Genomic DNA, 11,784 nt, shown 5'->3' with positions numbered 1-11,784 from the left:
TGATAAAGAAGTTGTTTTACTAAAAGGGAAATCATCAGTGAGCTTAGGCTGTGATAATATCAGTACTGTTAGTTTATACTTCTGCGGCAACTAATATAACACGGATTGAATATTTCTCACTCTGGAAGGTGGTGAAATACATGAAAAAGTTATTATCATTACAGCACACTGCACTTGATAAAGAAGTTGTTTTACTAAAAGGGAAATCATCAGTGAGCTTAGGCTGTGACAATATCAGTACTGTTAGTTTATACTTCTGCGGCAACTAATGAAAGTTTTAAGTATATTATGGGAGAAAAGTAATTTCCCCTTATTACTGTAGACAAACTCGAAAAATTTCGAGTTTATCTACAGTATTTTTCTTTTAAACTATAAGTAGTATGGATTCTGCCGTTTTATTTAAAATGCCAAGTACTTAATATATTTTACATCCGGTTAATGCATCAGGCAAGAAATCAAATGGAAAATAGCAATTACATTTATTAATATTCACCTCTTAAAGCTAGTGCGAAATAACGGAAATATAACAAGAGAGTCGTTTGAAAAAACAAAGGATATTCAGAGAAAGTATAATTAGAACTAAACCATTTCTACCAAAGAAGTTTGATCAAAAAGAAATCAAAGAAAGCACGATAGATTTGAAAGCGCAATCATACAAAAGACGTGTGGACAAGGATAGCTGTTTCACAGACGTTTTCTCTAAAAAAATCCAGATAGAAGTTAAAAAGTTCTTTAAATCAAATTAGTTAATAAATTCATTTATGGAAATATTGGAAATATTTTAATATTTATGGTAACATAAATATAAACTTATCATTATGGAGAGGGAAATATTGAGGTAATACATTTACAATTTATTCTCCGGGGAAAGTTGGAGATAAACTAAAAAGTCTACTTCAAATCCTTAAAATCTCAAGAGAATAGCTCTCCTATTTTCGTTAGTAATTCAATAATAGTAGGCTTTAAATTCAGAAAATGCAGAAAATATTTTGTGTTGAAGAAGTGTTTGTTTACAGTAACTAAAGTTTATAAAAAAAATTAATGAAATGGGGAAAAATAATGATTAAAATAATTCAATTCTTACAAGAGAATGTTAGTGTTCTAGAATTACTAAAAGAGGAAAAAGTTTCTTTGGTAGGAGTTACCGAAGCAGAAACTCATGCTATATTAGAGGCTTTTGAGGAAGAAATAGATGTAAAAACAATATCTCCATACTGGCAATGATCTTTATAAAAAGTAGATCGTTTTGGCTTTTAATCTCTCTTTATATAATTTTAGGATTATATATGTTATCAGTTTCTTATTCCGCTCCATTTTTGAGTATTGGAATTGAAGAACAAGATCAACAGTGGAAAATTAAATCTATAAATTATGAAGAGTGGGCAAGAAATGAACAAGTTTTTATTGGGGACATTATATTAACAATAGATGGAAAGTCTATACAGGATATATCACGTATACAATATGATCCATACATTCGAGGAGCAACAGCATTATCTATTCAAAAATCTGATGATTCCATATTAAATATTGATATTCAACATACCGATATCCCACAACAATTTTATATGCTATTTGTATTTCCGAGTATTTACTTTTTATTAATATTGTGTATCTCATTCTATTTGTACTATTATAAAAAATATCTCCCACATGTGAACTTTCTAATCGCTTTTATTCTTACGGTTTCTTTAGCATATATAAGCAGTGGCGCTTCTGCAAAATTAGATAACATCAGTATTATTGTAAATAGTAGTTGCTTACTCCTTTGCGTAATTTTGTTGCTAAATTATCTTAAAAAAATTTTTTTATTTTTAGATATTAAGTGGCCATTTATTAAAAATACTCAAATTTTATATATATTCCCTTTATTTTCTATATTTTTATGTATAATAAGATTTTTCTATCCACCATTTGGTTCAATCAGTCCACTTATAATTCTTGTTCTATTTATATTTTTACTTTCAATTACATTATTCATTTTAGCCTATAGCTATATCAAATATAAATTAACACCGTTAAAAATATTTTTTATAGGTTTAATTACTCCGTTCTTACCATTCCTTACACTTTTTGTGTTACCTGAAGTATTATTTAGACATTTTATTCTTAATGCTGATATTTGTGCTTTATTCTTATTATTAATTCCATTCAATATTATTTTTATACAATTGACTGAGCGCTTATTTGATATTGTTTATCATATTTCACGTTTTCGATATTATATTACCCTATCACTATTTTTCACGTTTTGGGCAATTTTGGGTATCTATTCAATCACGGATATATCATTAACTAATCTTTTTGGGATAACTCTGTTTCTACTAGCTTCAAGCATTATTTTCTTATACATGAAAGAAAAAATTGATTACCACGGGCGTAAAATTTTATTCTCTTCTAAAGGAAATTACATTCATAAGCTGTATAAGACTATTGAAGAACTCGGAAAAACTTATCGTGTAGAGGAAATGTTGCAGTTGCTAATAGAAAAAGTGGCATACCATTTAGAAGTAAAAGAAGTGTCCATTATCACGTATGACTATGCAACTAGGCAAATTATCTCTTCAAACGACCATCTTTTTTTAATAGAAGATGATTCATCTTTTCAAAGACTACGCCCTGGCGAAATCGTAAAAAAAGACCATGTATATATGGCGCTAATTCACGAAGATACTCACTTTAAAAGATGTCTAATTATTAACCATGAGCATAAGATTCGCTTAAAAGCAGAGGAACTATTGTGGCTAGAGTTATTACTAACTTATACACATAGTTTTATTGAAAGTACAAAAATAATTGAAGAATTAGTAGATGAGCTACATCAACTACAACAGACAGATATAAGTGAACCAACTTGGCTCAAAAAAATGGTTTGGTTAAGAGTAGAAAATGAAAAATTTCAGTTAGCACAAGAATTGCATGATACTGTTTTACAAGAGCATTTATATATCGTTAGACAAGTAGATAGACTGATATATGAAAAAGATCTTTTAGCTATTAAATCAAAACTAAAAAATCTACATGAACAAATGATTCTATCGATTAATAGTTTAAGGACCTATTGTGAAACATTAAAACCCCCATTATTAACAAAAGTAGGGTTAAATGCTGCGCTTGAAAGACTTTTCGAGCAGACAACAAGTCGAGCTGATTTTACACTAACAACGAGACTTGATCGACTGTATTTAGAAGATGAACAATTAACTTTAATCATTTATCGTATTGTGCAAGAACTATTAAATAACGCACTAAAGCATTCACAAGCTGAAACTGTAGAACTCTATCTCCAAGAACTAGATGACGGATTTGAACTAGTATATCGTGATAACGGTATCGGCTGTAATTTATCAGAAATCTGGCATTGTGAATCAATGGGATTACAGGGTATACGAGAAAGAGTAGAAGCTTATAATGGGCAAATTACGATTGATTCTGATATGAATGAAGGCATATATATTCAAATTAAAATCATTGAGAGAAGTGAGGTATTTGATTTCAGTATTAATAATAGATGACCACCCGATCGTTTTAGCAGGTTCTAAAGCATTATTTCAAGGAATAGATGATTTGGTGATTGAGTCCGAAAGTAACCCTCAAAACGTACTGGCCAAAATGGAAAACAAACATTTTGATGTGTTATTAGTCGATGTCAATATGGCTGGACAAGATGGGCTTTCACTAGCAGCAGATATTAAAGAAGCGCACGAACAGGCCCTCATCATTTTATATACAGGTGATGATATTCAAACTTACTACCCATTAATTGTGGAAAAAAGAGTTGACGGAATTTTATCTAAAACTGCCTCACAAGAAAAAGTTATAAAAACAATTCGTTCACTTGTACAGGGAGATTTAGTTTTATCTATCGATTTTATTGATTACCTTAAAAGTAAATTGCAACATAAGCATGATAATCTACAACTTACAAATAAAGAAAAACAACTTATGACCTTGCTACTAGAAGGTTATACAAATAAGATGATAGCCGAAAAACTTGATATCACGCAACGTACCGTTGAACGCTATTTATCACAACTTTTTACATTATTTGATGTTTCCTCAAGAATGCAAGCTATTGAGTTTGTTAAAGAAAAAAAATTACTATAATTAGCAGATACTACGGAACTAGTGTTTACTTATTTGTAACAGACACTAGTTTCTTTTTTATTGAATTCTAAACAAAAATCAATATATATATATAATCTACTTTTAAATACCCTAGAATAGAATGAAATGAAATAGAGTGAGTGCGGGGGAATATATATATTAGAAATAAACGGAAAAAATAGTAGGTTTGCTACAGAATGCCCCTTTTTATTCTGTGCTACAAGATACCCCGCTCGAAGAATCACTATGCACGATCCCTAATTAACTAATTTTCATTCCACGCCTGAAGCAACTGGATCATTTGATATTAATCTCCCGTCCGTTTTAAAAGCTCCAGATGATTTTCTGCTGAAAGATGCATACCCAGAAAAAGGCCCAATCGATTACTTTTGGCATCGATGAAAACTGCTAAATTGTCAAACAACAACCAGCTACCACAACAACACTCGTACACCAGATGAACCAGCAACTAAATCAGAAGTTCTTAGTAATATCCTACAGAAAATTATGGTAACCGGGCTATTTCATTTGCAACAATATAATGAAAACGATGCGTTGCAAATCACCAACAAATTACTTTCGGCAGAATCTACCCAGTGGAAAATCGAAACTAGCGAGGATCCGTGGACGGTAAATTGAAAATGGAGCCATTTCCACTAAAAGGAGCTTATTTTGACAAATCTCTCATTTAGGGGCAGCGTCAGAATTTTGACAGTTAAGGTAACAAAACACTTTGTATAAAGAATTTTAAGCCTTTTGCCAATAGAGCTAACGTGTTTCAAAAGTTGTTGTTCGAATCTAATTAAAGCACAGATTAATTTAAGAAAGTAATAAGACCTAAGACTGATTTTATTTCAGACTCTAGGTGTATGGAGAGAATAAGTACACAATGTTAAAATTTCTTTATACCGGTAAATAATATAAAATAATAGAATTTTTATTTTTCTTCACTTAAATGGATGCTTTTTTAATTTTACTACCTTGTAATAAAGCGTTTTAAAGAAAGAGGGGAATAAGATGAAATTATGGTGGTTTGCCAATTTTTTTTGGCTGGTTATTTTTGCATTAGGTGCAATAATTATTGGTTTAAGAGAAGTAGATGGAGCTGGAGTAGTCCAAACTCCTGAAATAAAAACTATAACTTTCATAATAGTAGGAATTTTATTCGTAATTATTATGTTTATTCAATTAATATGGTTATTTTTTGTTAAAAACCTGAAATATTAAATGTAGAATTATTGTAGTTAACTTAAAAACCTGAACACACGTCAAGATTTTAGCCACACTCCAGTTAGTTTTTTGTGGGGAACGTCTATTTTTGTAGGTTCCACATCCCGAGTAGCCCTCCTGCTCGTTTTTTCCCTTTTCAATAAGATTTGTTCTGCCATTCGAGGGTAATGCATGGAATGGTATCCAAACGTTCAATATTTTCTTTTGAGAGAATACTCTAGAGCTACTTCCTGATTAAAAAACTCAACTCGATTCACTGAGAAAATCAATATGAGTAAGAATGGTTTATCGTTAGTCATTGATGTGGATTGATATACTCATGAAGAGTGACTTCAAGTTCTTCCATTTTTATTTTCATAGTTTGTCAATTGAAGCTAACTAGTTTTTCGGGATACCCTTCACCATTCGCGATGGTATGGGAGGATAGATGAATAAGTTTATATACTTGAAAGATAAGGGGTATTAAATATGAATAAAGCAGAAAGAACTGCTGGTTTACGAACGTTACATTTTTTATGTGAAGGAACAAGAATAGAGGGACTTAACTTTTATGGATTGAGGCTACTTCTTTCGGAGAGTGAAAATAATTCAAAGCGAATAGATGGTCAAATTTACATTAATATTGACAGTCCAATTTGTTTATTTAAATCGATGCCGAAAAATATTCCTCCATTAAATGAATTACCTAAAATGGATTTGATTGAATCCTTGAAAATAATTTGCGAGTTAAGATTAAAACAAATTGTAGATGTTTCCTTAGCTAATGAAAGTCCTCATTTATCATTAACATTTGAAACAGGTGAGGTTCTCTTTATATGGGGACAAGATGATAAGCATGAAAGTTGGCAAGTAGGCGTTAGTAGTACATCTATAGATGATGAGCATTGGGAAGTAGTTGCTTGTCCTAATGATGGTTTAGCAATATGGGGACCAGAAGATATTGTATGTAATACATAATCTTCCTTAATATACTCCCAAATTCGTGGCTTTTTTATTAAACTTCCATTTGGAACGTTATTTTTAAGCGTAATGAATAAGCAATACATGTTGAAACTTTTTGATCATCAGATCTACAAAAAAGAAGCCTCCTTTACAGATGACTTCTCCTGGTGTAGAGCTGAATTTTGATAAATGAAATACCACTCCAAATACACTTTACATAAAATCGGCGAGACTTTCTATCAAGTTTCACCGATTTTATGCCCTGTTACTCATTCCAGCCTTTGCAAACATCAACCCATTCTTGATATGGAGTATAGGTTTCTAATTCAGAAATAGTAAGTTCAATGGCGGAATTACTGCTACCACATGCAGGGAATACTGTTGTGAATCGTTTAAGGGATTCATCTAAATAAATTGCAACGCCCTCATTCACGCCAAATGGACAAACACCACCTACATCATGTCCGATCTTATCGAGTACTTCATCTTTCCCAAGCATCTTTGCCTTTGTACCAAAGACAGCTTTATATTTTGCATTGTCGACTTTGGCATCGCCTGCAGCAACAATTAATATCGCTCCATCGTTTACGAGAAACGATAAGGATTTCGCAATGTGCTCAGGCTCGCACCCGAGTGCCTGTGCTGCTAGTTCAACGGTCGCTGAGCTTTCGTTTAGCTCCTGTATTTTGTGTTCCATATTCCATTGTGCTAAATGTTCACGTACTTTTTCAATTGCCATATGTGATACCTCCTTACAAAACTATGTTTTATTTTAACATAATTTTCTGAATACGTTGTTATTTATCTTTCTGAATGCTGTGTGTAGAAAATGACTGAATAGTTTGCTATACTAGTTTCACAATCAAATATGATAGTTTTCTAGGGTTCCGTAGCAAATGCTAGTCTGGTCCGAGAGAAAACCACAAATGGATTTTGTGACACGGAAGGATAAAAGCCTGGGAGATACTGTTTACAACAGTGTTTCTTAGGCTTTTTTTATTTGGCTACTGTGGGAGGGAAGTTGAAGAAAAAGCTCTATTCAGGGTTTTGGTCACCAAACTGCTCAGGTAGGTCAGGAAACTGATCGGGTATGCCATAGAAGTGCTCGGGTAGATCACAGAACTGATTAGGTATGCCATAGAAGTGCTCGGGTAGATCACAGAACTGATTAGGTATGCCGTAGAAGTGCTCGGGTAGATCACAGAACTGATCAGGTATGCCGTAGAAGTGCTCGGGTAAGTCACCAAACTGATCAGGTATACCGAGGAGTGCTCAGGTAGTTCAGAAAAACCCGTCAGAGAACAGCTCGATATAGTTATTCATATTTGTTTAACATTAAAATGGAGGAATTCGAATGAACAAACAATGGTTAAGTGTCGTAATTGCTGCTTTTTTTGAAGTCGGCTGGGTAATTGGCTTAAAGCATGCAGGGAATGCGCTCGAATGGATGGGTACCGCAATTGCAATTTTTGTTAGCTTTTATTTACTGATTAAGGCTGGAGAAAGCTTACCAGTCGGTACTGTTTATGCAGTATTCGTAGGCTTAGGGACGGCGGGAACAGTTTGTGCTGATAGCTTACTGTTCGGAGAGCCATGGAAAATTGCAAAAATTTTATGTATCGTCGTTTTACTTGCAGGGGTTGTCGGTTTAAAGCTTGTGACAGGGGAGCCTAAGGAAAAAGAGGTGAATGAATAATGGCATGGGTTGCTTTAGTAGTAGCGGGGATATGTGAGATGATGGGTGTTTATATGATTAGTAAATATAATGATACTAAAAGTATTAAAAATTTAGTGTTATTGATTTTCGTATTTACCTTGAGCTTTGCTGGTCTTGCATATGCCATGGAAACATTACCAATGGGCACAGCATATGCGATTTGGACAGGAATTGGAGCGGCAGGGGGCGCTTTACTCGGAATGTTATTTTTCAATGAATCCAAAGATTGGAGACGTCTTGTTTGCATTGTTCTTGTTTTAGGGGCAGCGATATTTTTGAAATTATTATCCTAGCTAGATTAAATAGTTATGGTCATCTGGCTTCGATCTAATCGGTGCGGGGTGGCTTTTTTTGTTTATCATGAAGAAAATTCGCTGGTGCTTTAAAAAGAAATAAATAAAAATATTACGGCACTATATTTATCAGTGATAAGCCTAAAAAAAAGACGGACAACTAATGTCAGTTGTCCGTCAATTTAAAAAAATTATTTTTTTACATCCTTCGTCCATTCAGCAACTTTGTCTGCATTGGCTGAAACCCAATCTTTAGCAGCTTGTTTTGGGTCTTTGCCATCCATAATTTCTAGCATAACACTCTCTAAGTCTTCTGATGTCCAATGGAAGTTATCTAATACAGAATATACATCTGGTTGATCTTCTTTTAAACCTTTACGAGCGAATGTGTTAATCGTTTCTTCGCCACCATAAACGCCTTTTGGATCTTCTAAGTATTTAAGATCATATTTAGCGAACATCCAATGAGGAGACCAGCCTGTCACGATAATGTCTTCTTTATTTTTAATTGCTTTTGCAAGAGAAGTTGTCATTGCACCAGATGAAGAAGTTAACAGATTCCAATCTGCTAAATTATCATATTCATCTAAAGCTTTTTCAGTAGCAGCTGTAATCCCAGCACCAGGTTCAATACCTGTAATTGTGTGATCAGCTTGATTTTTTAAATCTTCAATCGAATTAACGTCCATATAGCTTGGTACTACTAGACCTATTTTTGCACCAGCAAGGTTTTCACCTAGCTCATCAAGGTCGTTCTTATATTTTTTGTACTGAGGGGCATGTGTATTTGGTAACCATGCTGCAACCATACCATCTGCTTCACCTTTTGAAACAGCCTCCCACATAATTGCATTATCAAGTGGTGTTAATGTTACATTGTAGCCTAAATCCTCTAGCACCTGACCAACTACATTAGTTGAAGCAATTTCTGTATCCCATTCAACGTAGGCTAAATTGACGTCTTTTGAGTTACCACTACTCTTGCTTGAATCATCACTACTACACGCGGCTAGCAAAAAGCCAAGACCTAATGCCATTCCTAATTTAGTTAATGTTTTCAGTTTCATTGAATCTTCCTTTCGAATATTAATAATTTTGTATCAAACTACAAAACGTAAATCTCAGCAGTGAAGGTGAAAAGCTAAGTCTTGCGCTTGCGAATCGCCTCTTTTTCTAAACAGTTTTCTTCTTATTAAAGCTTTGCGTTAAGCGATCTATTATAATAGCGAAGATGACTAAACCTAAACCTGCAACAAAACCATTCCCCACCTGTGTACGTTGTAGTGCAGTTAATACTTCACGCCCTAGACCAGGTGCACCAATCATTGAAGCAGTTACAACCATTGACAGTGATAGCATAACCGTTTGGTTAATCCCTGCCATTATAGTTGATTTCGCAAGTGGGATTTCCACTTTAAATAGTTTTTGGTTTGAAGTACTCCCATATGAATCCGCAGCTTCTACCAATTCTTTTGGTACTTGGCGAATTCCTAAGTTCGTCATACGTACAGTTGGTGGTAAGGCGAAAATAACGGATGCAAATACGCCAGGTACTATCCCAATACCAAAGAAGGCAACGGCAGGAATCAAGTACACGAAGCCAGGCATTGTTTGCATGAAATCGAGTATCGGCTTAATCACATTTTCTGCTACAGTTGACTTGGACATTAGAATGCCAAGTGGAATACCAAATATGATGGAGATGATACTTGAAAAGAGTACGAGCGTAGTTGTTTCCATAAGATGTGTCCATAAGCCTTGATTATAAATAAATAACAAACCAATTAATGAAAATGTTGCGAGCCCGAATTTCTTGCCGGTAACGAAAAAGGCAAAAATGACAACAAGTAAAATAAGAATAATCGGGGGAATGCTAACTAATAAATCAGTGACCTGATTCATGAGTAGTTTTCCATTTTTTTGAATCAAGTTAAAAAACACTGAAAAATTACTCGTCAACCAGTCCATAACTGATTCTACCCACGGTCCTAGTGGTATGGTTGGAATATCGTCTAAAAATTTATTCATTTGCAACTGCCTCCTCATCGCTAGTTGAAAGTGCTTCGATGACAACGCCCCGGATAAGAACACCAAGCAAGCGCTCATCTTTTACAACTGCAATAGGAGTCGGACAATTATGAATCAAGCCTAATATATCCTGTAAAAGCATATCTGGTGGAACGGTCAACATATCTGATTGAACAATTGAATGTACCGTTTGTTCTTGTCTTTTAGCTGCAGCCCGTGCGTCGTCAGCAGTAATATAGCCTTTTAAATGTCGATTTTTGTCAACGGCCATTAGTAAACTAACCGTTTCTTCGCGCATTCTTTTAAGTGCTACGGTCGGTCCATCTATATCTACGTTGACAGATACAGGTCGAACCATAGCATTTTCAGCAGTTAATACTTTAGAGCGATCGACGTCTTCTACGAAAGTTTTAACATAATCATTTGCAGGATTTGTTAAAATTTCTTCTCCAGTACCAATTTGAATGATTGAGCCATCTTTCATAATGGCGATACGATCCCCAATACGTAATGCTTCATTTAAATCGTGGGTGATAAATAAAATTGTTTTTTTCAATGTGCTTTGTAAATCGAGTAACTCATCTTGCATTTCTTTACGAATTAATGGATCGAGCGCAGAAAAAGCTTCATCCATTAGTAATATTTCAGGGTCATTTGCAAGTGCACGTGCTAACCCAACACGCTGTTGCATACCACCTGATAATTGACTTGGATATTGGTCCTTATAAGCAAGTAAGCCTGCATTTTCGAGAGCTTGCTCAGCTTTTGCTTGTCGTTCTTCTTTTGTAATGCCTCTGATTTCAAGGCCATATTCAGTGTTTTGAAGAAGTGTACGATGGGGGAATAAACCGAAGTTTTGAAAGACCATACTCATTTTGTTTCTTCTTACATTACGTAAACTCTCTTTGCCCATTTTAGAAATATTTTCTCCATCGATGTAAATATTCCCACTTGTAGGTTCTATGAGACGGTTTAAAAGCCGGATAAGTGTCGACTTTCCACTCCCTGATAATCCCATGATAACGAAGATTTCACCTTCATTTACAGTGAAACTTGCATCGTATACACCAACTGTTGCACCTGTTTCTTTTAAGATATCAGTCTTGCTTTTTTGTTGCTTGACGAGTTCTAATGCTTGGGGAATATGTTTCCCGAAAACTTTAGAAACATGTTCCACTTTTATTTTTTCCAATAGAACCACTCCTTTCGTAGATCAATTTCGCCTTGGCGTAATGAGTGTTGCTTCACTTACGCGCAGATAAATTGCCACTGGACATGGCGATCTTAGGCTGAGTTCCTCTATTTCAATAGGTGTTTGTACACTCACTGAATGAAGAAAAATACTATTTGAGGATAATGATACCCAAATATAAACAAGTAACAACTTAAGACTAACAAAGGGTTGTTACTTCTGTCAAATCGACAAATGAGAAAAAATCCGCTTAAACGCTGTTATATCAGCGTTTA

General features: G+C 34.3%; 13 protein-coding genes and 1 riboswitch. Of the genes, 9 read left to right on the top strand and 4 right to left on the bottom strand.

Annotation, left to right across the window (positions count from 1 at the left end; all coding sequences use genetic code 11):
• From ACFVT8_RS09780 to ACFVT8_RS09750, 7 genes are all read left to right on the top strand, one after another.
• The coding region (locus ACFVT8_RS09780) for a class III lanthipeptide (RefSeq protein ID WP_387081499.1) at positions 1 to 94 on the top strand (94 nt) is incomplete at its 5' end.
• Positions 95 to 140: 46 nt separating this feature from the next.
• The gene (locus ACFVT8_RS09775; RefSeq protein ID WP_218060122.1) at positions 141 to 269 is read left to right on the top strand and encodes a class III lanthipeptide; all 129 of its coding nucleotides are present in this window, start codon (positions 141 to 143) and stop codon (positions 267 to 269) included.
• Between the two features lie 790 nt (positions 270 to 1,059).
• Positions 1,060 to 1,224: a competence pheromone ComX gene (comX, locus tag ACFVT8_RS09770; RefSeq protein WP_387080322.1), complete on the top strand. Its 165-nt coding sequence runs from the start codon at positions 1,060 to 1,062 to the stop codon at positions 1,222 to 1,224.
• Between the two features lie 62 nt (positions 1,225 to 1,286).
• Positions 1,287 to 3,515, top strand: coding sequence for a sensor histidine kinase (locus ACFVT8_RS09765; protein WP_387080323.1), 2,229 nt, complete (start codon positions 1,287 to 1,289; stop codon positions 3,513 to 3,515).
• A complete protein-coding gene (locus ACFVT8_RS09760; protein ID WP_387224259.1) occupies positions 3,490 to 4,107 on the top strand; it encodes a response regulator in 618 nt (205 codons plus the stop codon). The genes ACFVT8_RS09765 and ACFVT8_RS09760 overlap by 26 nt, the downstream gene beginning before the upstream one ends.
• A gap of 1,017 nt (positions 4,108 to 5,124) precedes the next feature.
• Entirely contained in the window at positions 5,125 to 5,334 is a 210-nt protein-coding gene (locus tag ACFVT8_RS09755) for a DUF3923 family protein (protein WP_387080326.1), read from the top strand.
• A 471-nt stretch (positions 5,335 to 5,805) separates the two neighbouring features.
• The gene (locus ACFVT8_RS09750; protein ID WP_387080327.1) at positions 5,806 to 6,294 is read left to right on the top strand and encodes a hypothetical protein; all 489 of its coding nucleotides are present in this window, start codon (positions 5,806 to 5,808) and stop codon (positions 6,292 to 6,294) included.
• A gap of 250 nt (positions 6,295 to 6,544) precedes the next feature.
• On the opposite strand, the gene ACFVT8_RS09745 is transcribed toward ACFVT8_RS09750, so the two are convergent.
• Positions 6,545 to 7,018 (bottom strand): YbaK/EbsC family protein, encoded by a 474-nt coding sequence (locus ACFVT8_RS09745; protein ID WP_387080329.1) that lies wholly within the window; start codon positions 7,016 to 7,018, stop codon positions 6,545 to 6,547.
• Positions 7,019 to 7,147: 129 nt separating this feature from the next.
• Positions 7,148 to 7,244, top strand: a riboswitch (guanidine-I (ykkC/yxkD leader).
• 389 nt (positions 7,245 to 7,633) lie between these two features.
• On the opposite strand from ACFVT8_RS09745, the gene ACFVT8_RS09740 reads away from it, so the two are divergent.
• Entirely contained in the window at positions 7,634 to 7,975 is a 342-nt protein-coding gene (locus tag ACFVT8_RS09740) for a DMT family transporter (protein WP_387080331.1), read from the top strand.
• The gene (locus tag ACFVT8_RS09735) at positions 7,975 to 8,289 is read left to right on the top strand and encodes a DMT family transporter (protein WP_387080332.1); all 315 of its coding nucleotides are present in this window, start codon (positions 7,975 to 7,977) and stop codon (positions 8,287 to 8,289) included. Before ACFVT8_RS09740 ends, ACFVT8_RS09735 begins: the two co-directional genes overlap by 1 nt.
• A gap of 191 nt (positions 8,290 to 8,480) precedes the next feature.
• Here ACFVT8_RS09735 and ACFVT8_RS09730 read toward each other — a convergent pair whose 3' ends face one another.
• The 3 genes from ACFVT8_RS09730 to ACFVT8_RS09720 all read right to left on the bottom strand — a co-directional run bounded on the left by ACFVT8_RS09730 (position 8,481) and on the right by ACFVT8_RS09720 (position 11,509).
• Entirely contained in the window at positions 8,481 to 9,356 is an 876-nt protein-coding gene (locus ACFVT8_RS09730) for a glycine betaine ABC transporter substrate-binding protein (protein WP_387080333.1), read from the bottom strand.
• Between the two features lie 106 nt (positions 9,357 to 9,462).
• On the bottom strand, positions 9,463 to 10,317 hold the full coding sequence (locus ACFVT8_RS09725; RefSeq protein ID WP_387080335.1) for an ABC transporter permease: 855 nt from the start codon (positions 10,315 to 10,317) through the stop codon (positions 9,463 to 9,465).
• The gene (locus ACFVT8_RS09720; RefSeq protein WP_387080336.1) at positions 10,310 to 11,509 is read right to left on the bottom strand and encodes a quaternary amine ABC transporter ATP-binding protein; all 1,200 of its coding nucleotides are present in this window, start codon (positions 11,507 to 11,509) and stop codon (positions 10,310 to 10,312) included. The genes ACFVT8_RS09725 and ACFVT8_RS09720 overlap by 8 nt, the downstream gene beginning before the upstream one ends.
• Between the last annotated feature and the right edge of the window lie 275 nt (positions 11,510 to 11,784).

The sequence above is a fragment of the Lysinibacillus sp. NPDC058147 genome, from assembly GCF_042884205.1.
Taxonomy (GTDB): domain Bacteria; phylum Bacillota; class Bacilli; order Bacillales_A; family Planococcaceae; genus Lysinibacillus.
This window is presented reverse-complemented; position numbering and strand designations above follow the sequence as displayed.

Bases quoted from the DNA above. Each gene is read 5' to 3' on its own strand.
- ACFVT8_RS09735 (WP_387080332.1), top strand. From the start codon at position 7,975: ATGGCATGGGTTGCTTTAGTAGTAGCGGGGATATGTGAGATGATGGGT.
- comX (WP_387080322.1), top strand. From the start codon at position 1,060: ATGATTAAAATAATTCAATTCTTACAAGAGAATGTTAGTGTTCTAGAA.
- ACFVT8_RS09775 (WP_218060122.1), top strand. From the start codon at position 141: ATGAAAAAGTTATTATCATTACAGCACACTGCACTTGATAAAGAAGTT.
- ACFVT8_RS09755 (WP_387080326.1), top strand. From the start codon at position 5,125: ATGAAATTATGGTGGTTTGCCAATTTTTTTTGGCTGGTTATTTTTGCA.
- ACFVT8_RS09745 (WP_387080329.1), bottom strand. From the start codon at position 7,018: ATGGCAATTGAAAAAGTACGTGAACATTTAGCACAATGGAATATGGAA.
- ACFVT8_RS09765 (WP_387080323.1), top strand. From the start codon at position 1,287: ATGTTATCAGTTTCTTATTCCGCTCCATTTTTGAGTATTGGAATTGAA.
- ACFVT8_RS09730 (WP_387080333.1), bottom strand. From the start codon at position 9,356: ATGAAACTGAAAACATTAACTAAATTAGGAATGGCATTAGGTCTTGGC.
- ACFVT8_RS09750 (WP_387080327.1), top strand. From the start codon at position 5,806: ATGAATAAAGCAGAAAGAACTGCTGGTTTACGAACGTTACATTTTTTA.
- ACFVT8_RS09725 (WP_387080335.1), bottom strand. From the start codon at position 10,317: ATGAATAAATTTTTAGACGATATTCCAACCATACCACTAGGACCGTGG.
- ACFVT8_RS09740 (WP_387080331.1), top strand. From the start codon at position 7,634: ATGAACAAACAATGGTTAAGTGTCGTAATTGCTGCTTTTTTTGAAGTC.